Source organism: Roseburia sp. OM02-15, assembly GCF_003481835.1.
In the GTDB taxonomy this organism is placed as follows: Bacteria; Bacillota; Clostridia; order Lachnospirales; family Lachnospiraceae; genus Eubacterium_I; species Eubacterium_I ramulus_A.
Genome location: NZ_QULX01000008.1, coordinates 1 through 18,078, shown reverse-complemented (window position 1 = coordinate 18,078; position 18,078 = coordinate 1). Strand labels below are relative to the sequence as shown.

The following is an 18,078-nucleotide window of genomic DNA, read 5'->3' as shown; positions in this document are numbered from 1 at the left end:
GCAATTTCAGCTCTGAAATGCGAATATAATCCATGCTTCTTCCCATGATTATCTTAATTGACCTTTCATTCGGTACGGCAGACAGTATGGATCTTTTTTCGTCCATATATCTCAAATAAAAGATGGAATCTGAGAAAAAGCAGTCATTCTCCTTGCTGATCTGATTAAAATACTGCAGCAGATCCCGCATATAAGGAACGTCGTTCTGCCACGAAAAATATTCCGTTGGTAAAATCAGTATTCGTTCTGTTGAAACCGGCAGCAGGATCAAATCACACCGAAAGATCTGATACAGTTTATATCGAACATGTTCATTTATCAGTTGTGATCATTTTTCTTCCTCCTGAAAATTTATTCCCGTTACATAAATCCGCTTTTCTGTGTATTCACATTATAACAGAATTTATCTTGTTTGAATATACAAGAAAGTGTGTTATCAAATGAAAAAGCGGAGCAATTACACACCACATGTAACTGCTCCGCTTTTTACTATATAGTATTCTCTGCCATAGCTCTGCAATATCTTTTTAGCACAAAACTAATGCTGCTATTCTTCACAGAAAATCCTCTGCCTCTGATCTTCTTACCAGGTCTTTACCCATTCTTCAATACTTTTCTTATTTACATGATTGAGAAGCTTTCCTTCTACAAACTGTGCCTGTGGTGCAGACGGCTGTAACTCTTTGATGGTATTGCCGAATCCGCTTCCGCCGGATGTTGCAAACAGAATGATCTTTTTACCGGAAAAATCGTATTTTTCCAGGAATGTATTGATAATTGTCGGTGCTACATACCACCAGATCGGGAAACCGATAACGACAGTGTCATAGTTTTCAATTGCTGCATCGCCTTCTGCCATTTCCGGACGGATGGATTTATCCGCCATCTCAACACTGCTTCTTGATTTTTTATCCATCCAGTTTAAATCTGCAGTTGTATATGGAACCTTCAGTGCGATCTCATACAGATCAGAACCGGATACCTCTGCAATCATCTCAGCTACTTTTTCTGTCACGCCACTTGCACTGAAATATGCTACTAATGTTTTGCTCATCGTCTTTTCCTCCATTTCTTACTTATCTCTTTCTCTCCATAATACTGTAAGTTTCTTACAAAACAAATTATCTTCTCAAATATTTACCTTGATCAGACTCTCTTATTCTTTTACATCAAGCAACTTCTTACTTGGGTAAATACTTCTTCATTGCCCTTAATCTCATCCACGATCTTGTCTTCCAGATCGATCATTTCCAGTGCTCTGCGTTTCAGTAAAAGACCGTCATCCGTCAGTGTGATATTTCGTCCACCACGGCAAAAAAGTCTGGTTCCAAGTTCATCCTCCAACGCGGCAAGCTGTCTCGACAACGTCGGCTGTGTAATATGTAATTGTTCCGCCGCTTTCGTAAAACTCTGTTCCTTCGCCACAATCAGAAAATAATGTAATACTCTCAGTTCCGGTCGGCGCAAAACCATTGTCTCCCAGACAATGTGCGCCCTCGCGGAGCATTTATCTCAGTCGGAGATTGAACTCCCACTGAGAAATACTTGTTACTACTCACCACTTGCAGAAGTGGGAGTCTCATCTCAGACTGAGATCAAACCCATACTGCTTATTCTTATGCAATATCGTACATGCAATCACTAAAATAGTAATCATTATGCTGCCTGTGGCATTTACTATACATTATTGCGTGCACAACATAGTGTTGATTTTTATTATAACTTAAATGTGCACGTGGCACCCAGTGCCGAGATGGCGCAAAAATTTACTAATTTCACTGTGTATAGCAAGAACTCCTGCAATTTTTCCTCAAGGAGCGATTGTTAGCGACTGAGGCAAAATTGCAGGAGTTCCTATTAAAGCTTAACGAAGTAATTTTTTAAGCCATCTCAAAACAAGATGTTATTTCTGTGAATGGCATCCGCCACCGCAGGATGAGCAATCGCAACCGCAACCGCCCTTATGGTGCTTTTTATCATAAATACCTTTTCCGGTAATCAGACCAACCAGGCCGAATACAATGATTGCTACAATTACAGTTGCCATTAAAACTCCTCCTTTTAGATTTTAATAAAAATGATATTAACTACTTTAATACTATATTAGCACACTTTTCAGATTATGCTACTTTTTTTGCCATACCTGTTGCTTCATCAACATACGGATTTTTACGAACAAGCATATAGATGATAAATACTAACTCGATAATAGCAACGATCAGTCCTACCGGATGAACGTTTCCTGTGAACAGGGAACCAAACTGGTAGATCATCATAGATACGATGTATGCAAGACCACACATGTATCCAATTGCTGCCCAGAACCATTTCTGGTTGTTCATCTCTCGTTTGATCGCACCCATAGCTGCGAAACACGGAGCACACAGAAGGTTAAATACCATGAAGCTGTAAGCGGTTAACTGTGTATAATGAAGTGCTACCTGACCCCATACTTCATCGCCGTTTTCTGCCACTTCGGAGAAACCACCGAAGAGGACACCAAATGTAGATACAACGTTCTCTTTTGCGATCAGACCAGTGATTGTTGCAACTGTTGACTGCCAGTCACCGAAACCAAGCGGTGCGAAGATCCAGCAGATTGCTCCACCGATCGCTGCCAGTAAACTGGAGTTATTATCTTCCACCATGCCAAATGCACCATCAACGAATCCAAATCCCTGTAAGAACCAGAGGATTACGGAAGAAGCTACGATAACAGTACCTGCACGTTTGATGAAGGACCATCCACGCTCCCATGTTGCACGTAAGATAGAACCTGCTGTTGGAATATGGTAAGCCGGAAGTTCCATAACGAATGGTGCTACTTCACCGGCAAATGGTTTTGTCTTTTTCAGCATGATACCGGAGATAACGATTGCTGCTACACCAATGAAGTAAGCGGAAACTGCAACCAGTCCGGAACCACCGAATAATGCGCCTGCGAAGAGACCGATGATCGGCATTTTTGCTCCACAAGGAACAAAGCAGGTGGTCATAATTGTCATATGACGATCTCTCTCATTCTCAATGGTACGGCTTGCCATAACACCTGGAACACCACAACCGGAACCGATCAGCATCGGAATAAAGCTTTTTCCGGAAAGACCAAATCTGCGGAAGATACGGTCAAGGATAAATGCAACACGGGCCATGTATCCAACCTGCTCCAGAATGGAAAGCATGAAGAACAGTACTAACATCTGCGGTACGAAACCAAGCACAGCACCGACACCACCGACAATACCATCATTGATCAGACCTACTAACCAGTCAGCACATCCAATGCTCTCAAGAGCCGGTCCTAAGTTTCCACAGATCCACTCACCAAAGAGTGTATCGTTTGTAAAGTCAGTAACGATTCCACCGATGGTTGTTACAGAAATCCAGTAAATCAGGAACATGATACCTGCAAAGATTGGTAATGCAAGAATACGGTTTGTTACGATACGGTCAATCTTGTCAGAGATTGTCAGGTTGTGTACTTCTGCTTTTTTGCTTACAGACTGATCACACACTTTACTGATGTAAGCATATCTCTGGTTTGTGATAATACTTTCTGCATCGTCATCCATCTCGTTCTCACAGTCAACGATATGCTGCTCAATATGAGATTTTACATCTGCAGGAATGTTTAAATCTTTGACAGCTTCCTCATCACGCTCGAAGAGTTTCATTGCAAACCAACGAAGATATCTGTGATCTACAATTGTCTCGATAGACTCCTCAATATGTGCGATTGCATGCTCAACGCTTCCTGTAAATACATGAAGTGGAGTTGCATCCTGTTTTTTCTCTGCTGCATCAACGGCTTTCTGAGCTGCTTCGAATCCGCCTTCACCTTTCAGCGCACTGATCTCAACGATTTCACATCCAAGTGTCTCAGACAGTTTCTTAACATTGATCTTGTCGCCGTTTTTACGAACAATATCCATCATGTTGATAGCGATTACAACCGGAATACCAAGCTCAAGGAGCTGTGTTGTCAGGTACAGGTTACGCTCAATGTTTGTACCGTCTACAATGTTTAAGATTGCATCCGGACGCTCATTTACCAGATAACCTCTGGCAACTACTTCCTCCAGTGTATATGGGGAAAGGGAGTAAATACCAGGTAAATCCTGAATGACTACGTCTTTTTTGTGTCCCTTTAACTTTCCTTCTTTTTTCTCAACGGTTACACCCGGCCAGTTACCTACATACTGAGAACTACCGGTCAACTGGTTAAACAGAGTTGTTTTACCACAGTTTGGGTTACCCGCAAGTGCGATTTTGATACTCATTTATATCTCCTCTCTACTTTTATTTTCATAGTTTTTCATAACTGTTATTAGAACTTTCTAATCCTTATGTAAAAAAATATGATTACTCAACCTCAATCATCTCAGCGTCAGCTTTACGAACACTCAGCTCATAACCGCGAACGTTTAATTCGATCGGATCGCCAAGCGGTGCTACCTTACGAACTTTGATCTGAACTCCTTTTGTGATTCCCATGTCCATGATACGACGTTTGATCGGGCCTTCACCATGCAGACGTTTTACAACTACTACATCATCAACTTTTGCGTCTTTTAATGTTTTCATAAAACTCATCCTTTCTTCTCTTCTATGCTTAAACCATGATTCTGGTTGCCATGCTTCGATCCAGCGCAATACGGCTGTCCTTTACCTGAAGGATAATATTTCCTCCCAGTTCACTGACAACTGTTACGGATTCATCTACTACCAGTCCCAGTTCCGCAAGATGCTGACGCACGGAATCTTTTCCGGTAATTTTTTTGATCACTACTGTTTCTCCACTTTTCGCCATTGCTAAAGGCATCATAAAAATATCCCTCCCGTGTCAGTAGATTTTCTTTTCTTTTGTATTAGTAAAAAGTAACAGCAAATACATATAGCTATATATTGTTAGAAGTCATCATCATATAATATAGCAAACTACATTTTATTAATACATCATAATATTTGATGTATTACACTATATTGTATTAGTTTTTCACAATTTCAACTAATTTTAGCTACATTTTGTTAGATTTTCCTAACATCAGCATACGAAGTTTACCACCGCTAACGTTTATTGTCAACCCCTTTTCGGAAAAAATTATCAAAAAGGTTTGAAAAGAAAAAAAATATTGCGATCATAGAAAGAATTTTTCTATATTCCTTCCTGATCACAATATTTTCATGTGAAGTTCTATTTTTAATTTTTACTGTAATTCTTCGGATTCTACCAAAGTGATCGTACCATTGTCCAGACAATCTACAAACTTATAAGCCAGCTCCGGATCAAACTGCTTTCCAGCATCCAAAAGGAGTTTTTCTCGCGCCACCTCCAATGAAAATGCTTTTTTATAGCAGCGTCTGGATGTCATGGCATCAAAGGAATCTGCTATACATAATATTCGCGCTGTCAGTGGAATATCCTCGCCGGCAATTCGTCTCGGATATCCTTTTCCATCATATCTTTCATGATGACCGATGACGGCCGGGATAACATAATCCAGAGATGGAAGATGACGGATAATGTCAATCGATGCTTCCACATGTCCTTTGATGATCTCATATTCCTCATCAGTCAGACGCCCCGGTTTATTCAGTACATACTCCGGAATTCCGATTTTTCCCACATCATGCAGTAAAGCAGCCTGACGGATGATCTCAATCATATCCTCATTCATGCCGAGTGCTGTGGCCAGCATCGTAGCATAATAGGCCACGTTATTAGAATGGCTGAACGTATAATGATCCTTCGCATCGATAGCCGCGGTCAGTGCATAGATCGTTGTTTCATATTCGCGGTAAATATGAGCACGGTCTCTGGTAAGCCCCTGCGCGTTATTATTACGAAACATCGTATCAAACACCTGAATTCCATTTTTTCCGCTGTGCTTTACATGATAGACAGCCAGATCCACATTCTCCATCAGTTCCTTGACATTTCTGGCTGCATACGGTGCCGCACTGATTCCTGCACTGACAGTCACCGCCTTCAGCTTCATATCCGTCCGTCGGTTATTCATTACAAAAATCTGCTTTGCAATTGATTCTACCAGATTTCTAGCTGAAAACAGATCATATTTCGGAAGCAGGACTGCAAATTCTTTTCCGCCGTAACGGGCTGCATATCCACTGTCTCCTACGCTGCTGCGAATGATCGCGGCAATCTGCTGCAGGCAGATGTCCCCTTCCTTGACACCGTACAGCTGATTATATAGTTTAAAATCATCCACATTGATAATGGCAAGTGCCAGGGATGCTTCCTTATTTTTCTCAAACTCTTCATTTAATACTTCATAAAAATACTTTCGGTTCAACAGTCCGGTCATCTCATCTGTCCGCGCCTCAATGCAGGCTTTCTCATACAACCGCGCATTCTTGATGGCAATGGACGCTACCGATGTAACGGAGGAAATCAGCTGCACCTCGTCATATACAAGTCCCTTTTTCGAAGAAGGTGCTGTGATCAGGATCACACCTGCCAGACAGTCCCCGTCCTTCAGTCCTGCACAATAGCGGATATGCTTTTTATCCAACTGATGCTTTTCACTTTCCCACATGGATTTGAATTCCACCGTATAGCGAAATTCCCGGTAGATCAGAGGCTCATCATGAACTGCCAGCCACTGGATCATCGGATTTTCCTCCTCCAGTGAAAAAGCCAGGTCGTTGAGCGGCTGATCACTGGTAAATCCCCGATATGGCTGACCGGATGCGTCCTGCATACAGATATAGATATTTCCAACATCCATCAGTTCTTTCAACACATGGATCGTTTGATTCAGAATTTCCTGCAGATCCAATGTCTTGGAAATTGCCGAACTGAATTCTTTGATTTTTTCCGCCTGATGAACTTCTTCCTTTACAAACACATTTCTCACCAATAACTTCCATAAAAACGTAAACAGCGCATAAATGACAAGAAAGATCACTGCAAATACAAGTGCAAACACCGTCATATTTTTATCCATCTCTAAATGAAGCACTTTCTGAAGATATGGAACCACATTAAAAAACACGATTACTGAAAACAGAAATCCAACACCATAGCATAATCCGGAAGAGGCCAGCATTTGCAAGCGAAACAGGTGTCTGCGGGTAAGTGCATAAAATATCAGAAATACATTAATGACACCGCTGAGTACATCGATTGGGAAACCTGAAAGCTGCGGCAGACTGATCAGAACGTTTCCGGCAAATAGTACCACAACGCCAAACATTATCGGATCATATTGTACTTTCATATTCGGATTTGCTTTGCAGATACGCACCAGGATTACAAACAAGTGCAACAGAAATGCTCCAACAAGAAAGAATAATACCAGAATCGTCGGTTTAATATCGTATACAAAGGTTGATCTTCCATTTTTTTCTATAAGTTCAGGACACGCCAGAAAGACGCCATTCCAAATATTTGCCACAAGACAGGTAAGCATAGCTGCCAGATAGATTCTACCTGTCATGCCTTCCCTGGCACCGCCAAAAGCCAGAATAAAACGGTAGTATGCGTATGGAAGAAGTAAGATTCCAAATAATGAAACCTGATACCAGAATGCGTAATGCGGCCAGAGCTGCGCACGCATAAAGGCAGAACCCCCGGTCCACAAAAGCAGTCCTGCCAGCACCACCAGAAAGCTGTTTACAATTTTATTTCTCTTTGCTGCCAGAAACATCAGCAACATAAATCCATAGCACACCATGGCTATAATTGAAATATATCCGTAGGTTCCCATATATCCCTCTTATCTCACTCTATTCATACTCGCCTGCACCTCAAGTAACCCCTTTAAATCATAATGTGAAGGGCTCATATGGTACAGTTTTTTCCCTGTCCGTTTCTCATAAGTCTCAAATGTTCCGCAAGTAAGAATCGTCACCTGCAAAGGATCCATTCCTAAAATTTTTTTCAGATCACGGTAATCCTGATCAATATATTTAAAATAGGTACTGAGCAGATCTTTCAGAATCGTTGCACTCATGGCATTATTCAGCAGTGCATCTCGCTCCAGTTCCACATACATGTGCAAATACGGTCGGTTCTGCTCATTATATTCCTTCGTTGCCACCCAGTTTATAATTGGAAGCTTTGAAAGTCCAATTACATTTTTGATCCCATTTTCTGAAATTCGTGTAAACCCGGCAATATCGATGATCCAGGGCACACGGTCTATATACTCAAACCGCGGGATCCGCGTCTCATCTTCCCGGTTTTCCAGACCGACGCAACGATATATATCGCCACAGCGATACCTTGCAAACGCTCCGCCTTTCAAAATAGTAAATACCAGCTCATATTTTTCCCCCGGCCGTACCTCATCCATGAGATATGTCGGTGGAATATAGGATGGATCCTCATAATTTTTCAGCATGTCTTCCTCTGTGATAAACTCGTAAAATGCGTTATCCGGGAAGAAATACATGCCTTTACGCGTCCATGTCTCAGTTCCCATCATGGAAGGTTCCGTACCTGCAAACAATTCCATCGGCCGGATACCCCAGAGTTCTTCCAGATCATCCTTATAGCACAGATTGTCTGTGCCTGCTACCATAAAGCCTTTCAGATGGAAGAGGTCCTTTGGAAGCAGCTGCCGCTGCTCTTTCCTGCACCGGTATTTTGCTTTCAAAAGCCGGATAAGCATCTGCGGTTTACAGTTTAACAGACTGGACAACTTTACTCCACCGCCTGAACTTGTCAGAGATGACAGGCTCTGGCTGACTGCATAGGCAACACTTCCCAGACCGAAGAAAAATCCCAGATCCTTTTGCATAGCCATCTTAAATCCCAGTTTGTTACGCTCACTGAAACTCATATTTACAGCGTCTTTGATCGCCGGTAAAAACTCAATATCGATTTCTTCTCCCAATGCCAACGGGAACAGTCCTGTAGCATAGGGCAACGGTGCCAGCGCATACAGAAACTTATCCGTGGAAGCCACATCAAAAGATCCCTTTTCACGGCTTGTAGACAAGATCAGGCATGCCATGACGTTATTTCGATATGTATCCAGCATACTTCTGGTATACGGTGCTACCTTGATTGGGTGCTTTCCTCCCTCCCAGGTCGTCTGTATCCAGATCACCGGATTTCCCGGAAGCATATCCGGCTGCTTGCTCAACAGAATATCTGCATAATCTTCATACCCTGTCAACGGCACCATTTTCCGGAATTCCTCCAGATTTTTCGGATGCTTTCCTTTTAGAATGGACTGCCCCAGTCCGCAGTTGCTCCAAAGCTGGATCTGCTCTTCCATCAACCGTCGCTGGATCTTCATATACCCTTCCATGGACAGATCAAGGAATCCGCAGTACTGCTGCCATATTTCATTATATTGATGTTTTTTCAATTTTTCTTTTAGGCTCATAGGTTGTCCACTCCAGATTGATTGCTGCGTTTTCTTATACTTTTCATGCACGCCCGGATACTTTTTCCATTCGGAATTAAAAATGGCGTACTTTGTTGATATTCCCTATAATTAAAAAATGTCCGTGGAAATGTCCACAGATCCTGAAAAATGATATACAGATAATTCCAGAAAATCATAAGTCCAAAATAGATTCCCTGTCTTAATCCCCCCAGCATTCCCCACATGCATAAAAAGGCACCCGCAAACCATAACACGCCCGGATGACGGCACAAACCATACACTCCCTCTGTATATGCAGCACGAAGTTTATTTTCTTCACAATAGGTTTCTTCAAAGGGAAGGGCAAAAAACAAGGTATAGATAAGCATACCAAGAAAAAACAATGCTCCGATTCCAAATCCGATCACTGCTCCCAGGCTCCGATGACCTTGTCCCCACGCAGAACAAAACTCTGCTACGACAGACGCCACGACAAGAATACTCCCCCAGGCAAAAAATTTCTGCAAACATACATTCTTACTCAGAATACTGTTGATATCATATACAAAATACAGGACAAATCCTGCAGTTCCCAAAATCAGCTGCCACATCTTCATTCTCCTGCTATAGAACTTCACAATTCAAGTCGAACTCATGTGAGACTTGGTGCGTGATTCTGGTCAGCGAAAGCTGACATATTCTTCTCAGAATCACTGCACATCCTCGCGGAGCGTTTATCTCAGTCGGAGATTGTACTCCCACTGAGAAAGACTTGTTATTACTCACCACTTACAAAAGTGGGAGTCTTCTCGACTGAGATAAATCTGTGTATGTATCAATATTACTGCCATTAACAGGCAATCTAAATTATAATAAAGTTCCTGCTAAATTGCAAGAAAAAAAGCACCGCCGGTCGGCCGACCGGCGGTATCATTACTTATTCATTATTTATTGTTCAAAAATATTTGCTTTTTAATGTTTTAATCTTCCCATGGACGGATACGGTAAACAGCACCAATTTCCTCACAGATTTTTCTGCACTGCGCTTCTTCTTCTTTTGTGATCGTAGTCTCTACCGTTGTCATGACAACTTTAGGTACATGTCTGGTACACTTCTTTGTAAAATCTATCATTGCATCAAAGGACTGATCTCCGAATTTGCTGCGCACAAGTTCGTGATAACGCTCTGCATTCGGTGTATTGAGACTGATGGATACCGTATCGATCAGGCCTTCAAATTCCGGTGTGATATCACGGTTCCAGATCAGATTTCCCATTCCATTCGTATTGATACGCACTGGTTTTGAGAATGTCTCTTTGACATAAGCTGCCACTTTCAGCAATACAGGCAATGCCTCTGTCGGCTCACCGAATCCACAAAATACAACTTCCTCAAATTCATTCATATCAAACTTTGCAAATTCTGCGATGACTTCCTCTGCAGAAGGCTCACGCTCCAGCCAGAGACTGTGAGATTCGCCTACATGATCCATGGTCTGACGCAGGCAGAACGTACAGGCACACGGACATTTATTGGTCAGGTTCACGTATAATCCATGATGTACTTTGTATAAAATTTCCATTTTTCATTCCTTCTTTCTATTTATAATCCACTTATAATCCACTCTTTTTTATATCAGTATAATGATACGTTTTGCTTCACTTACTTTCGATGACTTCGCTTATCGGATATCCTATCAAGATTTGGGTGTCAAAACACCCAAATCTTTATTACACAGATTGTTCTGTGCTTTATCGCGCCAGCGTTCCCAGATGATCCTCAAAACAGACACCATCTGTCAGTGGGATATTCCTCTCGATGGAACTTAAAATGCATTTTTTGATAAAGTTGGAAGCTTTCTTTACAGATTCTTCAAAAGCAACCCCGTTCACGGCATCTGCTGCCAAAATTGACGCAAAAATATCACCGGTGCCAGATCTCGAAGTGCCAATCTTATGGGTACGCATCACCTTGCACTCCTGTCCTTTTTCGTAACAGAGATTTGCCACAAAGCTGTGCTGTAGAATACCGGTAACTACGACCTTTTCCGGTCCCATCTGACTTAACGTTTCCGCCATTTTCTCAATCTCTGCCACACGCCAGTGTTCCCTGTACGGCGTATCGGTCAGAATACAGGCTTCTGTCAGATTCGGCGTCAGAATATCCGCATACTGGACCAGTTTCTTCATCTCCAGACACATCTCCATCGTGTAAGTCGAATAAAGTTTGCCGTAATCTCCCATTACCGGATCAATAAGTACGATTGTCTTTTTCCCACCATCCTCATTTTTTCCAAACTCCCGCAAAAATTCGCTGACGATACTGATCTGTTCCACCGATCCCAAGAATCCGGTGCAGATCCCGTCAAAATGCAGCCCTAACTTACGCCATTCTGCAATATAAGGCTTCATACGGTCAGTATAATCCTCAAAAAAATAACTGTCGAATCCCGTGTGATTAGAAAAAATCGAAGTCGGTACCGGACAGCATTGTATTTTCATTGCCGAGATGATCGGAAGCGCAACTGCAATAGAACAGCGCCCAAATCCGGAAAAATCATTTACCACAGCAATTTTTTTCTGATTGTTATGTGATTCTGTCATAAATCCTGATTTATCTCCATATTATTCTGCAAAATAATTTTTTATAAAGTAACAAAAAAACTGACCTTTTTCAAGAGCCAGTTTTTACTGTTGCATACATACCAGTTTTATATTGATTACCGTTCATTTAGCCTTGTGCATCCACATATCTCCCTATGCAAGCATGATTGATATCTGAATACCTATAATAAACGAACTGTACCTTATAACTTTGAAATCATGCTGATCACACCGGCACTTGCCAGCGTCATGATCATACCTGCAACTGCATTTCCACACATTACACACAGGATTGTAACCTGTGGCTTCATATTCAATACACCGGCAATAATGCTTCCGGTCCATGTTCCGGTTCCCGGAATTGGTACTGCCACGTATGCAAAAATTGCCAGCGGACCATACTTGTGGATCTTATCCTTATTTTTCAAAACCATTTTATCGATCCAGCCGATAAATTGTTTCAGAAATCCATGCTTTTTGCATTCCACATAAAACCAATGTGTAAAAAATGCCAGAAAACATACGACAAAAAAACTGCCAGATAATGCCATCAGATATGCCTGCCACGGAGCAAGCTGTAACGCCATCCCAAAAGGAATTGCCCCTTTTACTTCCACCGCCGGTATCATTGCCACCAAAAATGTATAAATTAACTTCGAGAAAACCATCTGCTCCTCCTCCTGATCGAACCTTGTACTACTTTTATAATAGTTGTACCAAGTTTTTCTTCCTATGTAAATAGGTTTCAGAAATTCTTAAAATTTATTCAAAAATCAGCAAGAATATCCACGAAAAAACTCATATCATAGTTCAAAATTCATCAGATGGTCGTCGCTCTTTTGTTCTTTTTGCGCTTCATGCTGCGTTTTAACAGACCACGCCAGCTTGGTGGATACAAAAGGATCAATACCGGGAACAATTCCAGTCTTCCGGCCAGCATATCAAAAATATAAACATATTTGCTGAATGTAGATACCCAGCCAAAATTACAGGTCGGTCCAAATTTTCCAAGTCCCGGTCCGATGTTGTTAAAGGTACCCAGAACAGACGAAAACGCACTCTCAATGTCCATGCCGTTGATACAGATCAAAAATACAGACAGAACAACCAACAGAATATATGCGGTAAAATACACATTAATACCGCGAATGGCTTCCTCATCTACTGTTTTTCCATCCATCTTGATCTTTTTTACACTCTTCGGGAACAGATAGGAATTCAATTCTCTCAGTGCTGATTTGACGGACAGAAGAAAACGACTGACCTTCATTCCGCCACCAGTACTTCCCGCGCAGGCTCCGATCATCATCAAAAACAGCAATACATAGCGCGACAGGGATGGCCACTGGTCAAAATCCACCGTCATAAATCCGGTAGTCGTTATAATAGAGCCCACCTGGAATGACGTATTTCGCAGGTTTTCCAGAATATTGCCAGCCCATCCATAGGTATTTGTCATAATGATCAGAATGGCAGCTCCGATAATGCCAAAGTACCACCATACCTCATCCATATGGCGAAGCTGTTTCCAGTTGCGCAAAAGGATCAGATAAAAGGCATTAAAATTCACGCCAAATAAAATCATAAATACCGTAACCACCCACTGAATATACGGTGAGCAGCTTGCCAGACTGTCATTCCGAATGCCGAAGCCTCCGGTTCCCGCCGTAGAAAATGCCGTTGTCAGCGATTCAAACACAGACATATTTCCACAAAGCAGTAAAATAAACAAAATAACCGTCAATCCCATATAAATGACATACAAAATACGGGCCGTGTGCATCATACGCGGCACCAGTTTTCCCACAGACGGTCCCGGACTCTCCGCACGAAGCAGATTCATATTGGAACCACTGGTCATCTGGATGACTGCCAGCAAAAATACAAGTACGCCCATACCGCCAATCCAATGCGTAAAACTACGCCAGAACAGCATGCAATAAGACAATGCTTCCACATCACTTAAAATCGTAGATCCTGTGGTGGTAAAACCGGATACCGTCTCAAATAAAGCATCCGTAAAGGAAGGGATCTCCCCGCTTAAGAAAAACGGCAGACATCCCACTACGCTCATGATCATCCAGCTCAGCGCTGTTGCAATACAGCCTTCCCGCATATAAAATACATTGCTTTCCGGTTTTCTGTGTGTGATCAACGTTCCCAACGCAAGACTGCAGGCAGCAACTACTACGAACCAGATTCCATTATGTTCCCGGTAAATGATGGCTACCAGAATCGGGATAAGCATAAACAGCCCTTCCAGCTTCAAAATCCAGCCTAAAATATAGGCAATCATTGATTTATTCATCTATGCACCCTCCATCTACCGTAAAATATCCTCAATATCATGAAAACCGGTATTTGTCGTAACAATAATCACCGTATCTCCGCCCTGGATCACGTCATTACCATCCGGGATCAGGACTTTTCCACGGTGATTGATACATGCCACCAGAAGGTTTGATTTCAGTTTCAGATCTGCCAGTGGAACATTTACCACCGGAGACTGATCCCCGACAACAAACTCAATTGCTTCTACACGTTCATCAAACAGATGAATCATTGTTTCTATATTATTATTCATTGTTGCGGTCTTTGATCGTACAAAAGCAATGATCGCTTCTGAAGTAATATACTTCGGGTATACCACACTGCCCAGATCCAGCTGGTCAATGACACCTGTATAGGTGATACGATTGATTTTTGTAACAACCTTTGCATCGGAAACTTCTTTTGCATACAAGGTCAGCATAATATTTTCTTCATCGATTCCGGTCAGCGGAACCAAAGACTCTGTCGTCGTGATTCCAATCTCATTTAACAGTTCTTCACTGGTGCCGTCACCATTTACCACGATTGCCTGTGGAAGCAAGACACTCAGTTCCTCACAGCGTTCCTTTTTATTTTCAACGATCTGCACCGAAATACCAAGTTCGATCAGACGTTTTCCCAGATAATATGCCGCACGTCCACCGCCAACGATGATACAGCTTTTTACCTGATGAGTATGGAAACCGTTTCTTTTCAGGAATTTTCTTCCATCCCGCACTGGCGCAATAAAACTGATGACATCACCGGCTGCCAGTTCAAAATTACCACCCGGGATATAGACTTCTCCGCTTCGCTCTACCGCACAGATCAGTACCGCTCCGGAAAGTTCTGAACCAAGATCCGCGATCCGTTTTCCGGTCAGCACGTTTCCTTCCGGAAGTTTGATACGAACCATTTCCACATGTCCTCTGGCAAAAGGCGCCACATCCAACGCTGTCGGCATATATAAAATACGTGAGATCGCATTTGCTGCCTCCTGCTCCGGATTGATCATCATTGCCAGTCCTAATTTTTCCTTCAGGTACGTTTTTTCTTCACTGTAATCCGGCGTACGCACTCTGGCGATAACATCACAGTTTCCGGATCGCTTTGCTACCAGACAGCAAAGCAGATTCAGCTCATCGGAATCTGTCACCGCGATCAGGATGTCCGTGTGCTCAATTCCCGCTTCTTTTAATACGGTAAAACTTGCGCCATTTCCAACGACACCAAATACATCATACATATTTGTAACACTCTGCAGACGCGCCGCACTCTTGTCCACAACTGAAATGTCATGTCCTTCTTTGCTCAGACGCTCTACCAGTGTCTTACCAACTTTTCCACACCCAACAATCATAATGCTCAGTCCACCAGTCAGCGGACTGCTCTTTTTACCCTTTTGAAACATAATGCTCCCTCTGTATCACTTTGTATTCAAGAATATCCTCTGTATTCCTGCTGTAAGATGCACCTCATTCAAAAAATCTATATCTATTTTGTACATCTTAGCAAACCTATACTCATTATTTTTGCCATGCTCAAACAGTTATACTATATATCCCCATAAAAAGCAAGATAAACACTTCATTTTTCTGCATACTTCCAGATAAAATGCAAAAAAAAGAACAGCCTGTCGATCTGCTGTTCTTTCAAGAGAAGGTATTTTTTACTATGGGGGTAGCAAAAAACTTATAATGTATTGGGGGTTTTTACAGTTATTATAATAGCAAACTCATCGGTGTAAGTGTGCACAAACTTATATTTTTATTTCAAATGTTTTTGTACAATCCGCACATTACTTTTTTGTAACTATTTTCTTTTTTGCCTGTATTTTATACATGTTTGATAGGAAATCCTTCTTTTGTATCTATTTCTACTTATTTTTACCTGGTTTTAGAATCATAGTTCAAATCACAATACATTGAGTGCATACAAGGCAACGGAATTATATAATATTCTCTCAGGCTTTCGTTTTCTCTGCTTTTGCCAGAATAAACACTGTCGCTATAATAAAAGCAAATCCAATGAGATCCATTGCTTTGAATACTGTTTTCAGAAAAACCGCGGAGCAAATAGTTGCAACCAAAGGTTCCACACAGCCAAGCATATTTCCCCGTGCAGGTCCTACCATATTAGTTCCTTTCAGGAACATGGTAAATGCCAGAACAGTTCCCACCAGAACGATCACCACCGTGATCAATGCGGTGATCAGGTCAAACTGTACAGAAATCTTCCACACACGCATCAGAAAGAAAAATGCGATTCCGCCGGATAACATTCCGATTCCAACTGGAAGAATGCTGCCCCACTCTGACAGTAATTTTTGCGGTATTAATATGTAGAGAGCCGCCGCCAACGCTGCCAGCATGCCCCAAAGCAATCCTTCCTTCGATATATATAGGGACGTAAAACTTCCATGAGTTGCCACCAGAAACGTTCCAAGCAGGCAGGATATAATTGCTATATTTTCCCGCAATACCGGTAATTTTCGATTTTTCACACATACAACCAGCAGCACGATAATTGCAGACAGATACTGCAATACGGTAGCCGTGCCGGCATTTGTCTTGGAAATGGCAGTCAGATATGCAAACTGTGTAAACATAAGTCCACATACGCCAAATATAATACAATGGATCAACGCCTTTGGTGTATGCAAAAACTCCTGCAATTTTTTCCGCTCTCTACATGCAAGAAAAATACACAGAATGATTCCGGCACCAAGCAGTCGCATATCTGTCAGAACTCTGGTGTCCATCCCACGATAGGTACACAAATATTCGCCGCAGGTTCCAGAAATGCCCCAGCACGCACCACCAATGATCGTGCATAAGACACCTTTCATATACTGATTCATTCTTACTTCTCCTCTTCCTGTCCCAGACGAACTACCATATATTCATGATGTACCGCCGGTAAGAATTTTTCAAACACATCCTTTGTGCGAAGTTTTAAACTGGAAGTATTGATGCATGGATGGCAGCCAAGAAACTCTCCCTGTAACACATCTTCATCCACTAACAGCTGTACCTGATTGTCTGTATCGTTCATCAATCCCATAATACTTACGGAACCCGGAGTGATATCCAGATACTCCTCCATATATTCTTCCGGTGCAAAAGAAAGTCTGGCGCTGTGGATCTGTGCCGATAATTCTTTTGTTTTGAATGGTTTGTCCCCTGGCATCATCAACATATAAAACTTTGTCTTCTGGCGATTGCACAAAAACAGATTTTTGCAAATCAGTACATCTAAAATCCGGTCAATTTCATTACAATCTTCCATTGTTCCCGCTGCTTCATGATCTGTTCTCCAATAGGTAATCCCTAGTTGATCCAGTAAATCATAAACTCGTACTTCTTTTTCCAGGCGACCTTCTGTATCCAAAGGTCTTCCTTCTGATAATTCCATTTTTTATTCCTCTTTATTTTTTATTTATAATTTTAACATGATTCTTTTATAATTAATTCTTCTTCTTTTATAATTTTGACATATTTTGCTCACATTTATTGTATATTATAATACTTGTCAAAAGGAAATCTACTTTATTTTTGATAAACATTTTCATAACTCAATCTCCCTATGTGAAGGACAGCAGTCGAAAGGCTGCTGTTTTTCTGTTTATCCTATAAAATTTCTTTTTGCATCTTCATATCTGATATCAATCACGTACTTTCTACTTGTTTCAAATTCACATTACGATAAAAAATCAAAGGGGACGCTCCCGAAAAGGAACATCCCCTTTGATTTATTTATATTACATACCTTCAAAACTTCACACAGAAATCCGATTCATTTCAACCTTTTGGTCAAGCCCTCA

15 protein-coding genes and 1 pseudogene are annotated in these 18,078 nt (G+C 41.7%); all 16 read right to left on the bottom strand.

What is annotated here, in order from left to right; all coding sequences use genetic code 11:
• Window positions 1–583 precede the first annotated feature (583 nt).
• On the bottom strand, window positions 584–1,054 hold the full coding sequence (locus DXB15_RS09230) for a flavodoxin (protein WP_118702785.1): 471 nt from the start codon (window positions 1,052–1,054) through the stop codon (window positions 584–586).
• A 140-nt stretch (window positions 1,055–1,194) separates the two neighbouring features.
• Window positions 1,195–1,473: pseudogene (locus DXB15_RS09225) on the bottom strand (LysR family transcriptional regulator); the annotation flags it as partial.
• Between the two features lie 430 nt (window positions 1,474–1,903).
• Complete coding sequence (locus DXB15_RS09220) at window positions 1,904–2,047, bottom strand: FeoB-associated Cys-rich membrane protein (RefSeq protein WP_109215402.1); 144 nt, start codon at window positions 2,045–2,047, stop codon at window positions 1,904–1,906.
• 73 nt (window positions 2,048–2,120) lie between these two features.
• Entirely contained in the window at window positions 2,121–4,280 is a 2,160-nt protein-coding gene (feoB, locus tag DXB15_RS09215; protein WP_109215403.1) for a ferrous iron transport protein B, read from the bottom strand.
• An 82-nt stretch (window positions 4,281–4,362) separates the two neighbouring features.
• Window positions 4,363–4,584, bottom strand: a complete 222-nt coding sequence (locus DXB15_RS09210) for a FeoA family protein (RefSeq protein ID WP_021740426.1) — start codon at window positions 4,582–4,584, stop codon at window positions 4,363–4,365.
• A 28-nt stretch (window positions 4,585–4,612) separates the two neighbouring features.
• A complete protein-coding gene (locus DXB15_RS09205; RefSeq protein WP_109215404.1) occupies window positions 4,613–4,825 on the bottom strand; it encodes a FeoA family protein in 213 nt (70 codons plus the stop codon).
• A 382-nt stretch (window positions 4,826–5,207) separates the two neighbouring features.
• Window positions 5,208–7,730 carry an HD domain-containing phosphohydrolase gene (locus DXB15_RS09200; protein ID WP_118702783.1) on the bottom strand — a complete coding sequence of 841 codons (2,523 nt, stop codon included), beginning with the start codon at window positions 7,728–7,730 and terminating at the stop codon, window positions 5,208–5,210.
• Between the two features lie 9 nt (window positions 7,731–7,739).
• Window positions 7,740–9,359: a GH3 family domain-containing protein gene (locus DXB15_RS09195; protein WP_109215406.1), complete on the bottom strand. Its 1,620-nt coding sequence runs from the start codon at window positions 9,357–9,359 to the stop codon at window positions 7,740–7,742.
• Entirely contained in the window at window positions 9,356–9,952 is a 597-nt protein-coding gene (locus DXB15_RS09190; RefSeq protein WP_118702782.1) for a hypothetical protein, read from the bottom strand. Before DXB15_RS09190 ends, DXB15_RS09195 begins: the two co-directional genes overlap by 4 nt.
• Window positions 9,953–10,321: 369 nt before the next feature.
• On the bottom strand, window positions 10,322–10,924 hold the full coding sequence (locus DXB15_RS09185) for a TIGR04100 family radical SAM protein (protein ID WP_109215407.1): 603 nt from the start codon (window positions 10,922–10,924) through the stop codon (window positions 10,322–10,324).
• A 169-nt stretch (window positions 10,925–11,093) separates the two neighbouring features.
• A complete protein-coding gene (locus DXB15_RS09180) occupies window positions 11,094–11,945 on the bottom strand; it encodes a pyridoxamine kinase (RefSeq protein WP_118702781.1) in 852 nt (283 codons plus the stop codon).
• A gap of 203 nt (window positions 11,946–12,148) precedes the next feature.
• Window positions 12,149–12,613: a COG2426 family protein gene (locus DXB15_RS09175; protein ID WP_118702780.1), complete on the bottom strand. Its 465-nt coding sequence runs from the start codon at window positions 12,611–12,613 to the stop codon at window positions 12,149–12,151.
• A 152-nt stretch (window positions 12,614–12,765) separates the two neighbouring features.
• Window positions 12,766–14,253 carry a TrkH family potassium uptake protein gene (locus DXB15_RS09170; protein WP_118702779.1) on the bottom strand — a complete coding sequence of 496 codons (1,488 nt, stop codon included), beginning with the start codon at window positions 14,251–14,253 and terminating at the stop codon, window positions 12,766–12,768.
• A gap of 15 nt (window positions 14,254–14,268) precedes the next feature.
• Window positions 14,269–15,666 carry a Trk system potassium transporter TrkA gene (gene trkA, locus DXB15_RS09165; protein ID WP_118702778.1) on the bottom strand — a complete coding sequence of 466 codons (1,398 nt, stop codon included), beginning with the start codon at window positions 15,664–15,666 and terminating at the stop codon, window positions 14,269–14,271.
• A 552-nt stretch (window positions 15,667–16,218) separates the two neighbouring features.
• Window positions 16,219–17,115, bottom strand: a complete 897-nt coding sequence (locus DXB15_RS09160; protein ID WP_118702777.1) for a DMT family transporter — start codon at window positions 17,113–17,115, stop codon at window positions 16,219–16,221.
• Window positions 17,116–17,117: 2 nt separating this feature from the next.
• Window positions 17,118–17,669 carry a prolyl-tRNA synthetase associated domain-containing protein gene (locus DXB15_RS09155; protein ID WP_109215413.1) on the bottom strand — a complete coding sequence of 184 codons (552 nt, stop codon included), beginning with the start codon at window positions 17,667–17,669 and terminating at the stop codon, window positions 17,118–17,120.
• Between the last annotated feature and the right edge of the window lie 409 nt (window positions 17,670–18,078).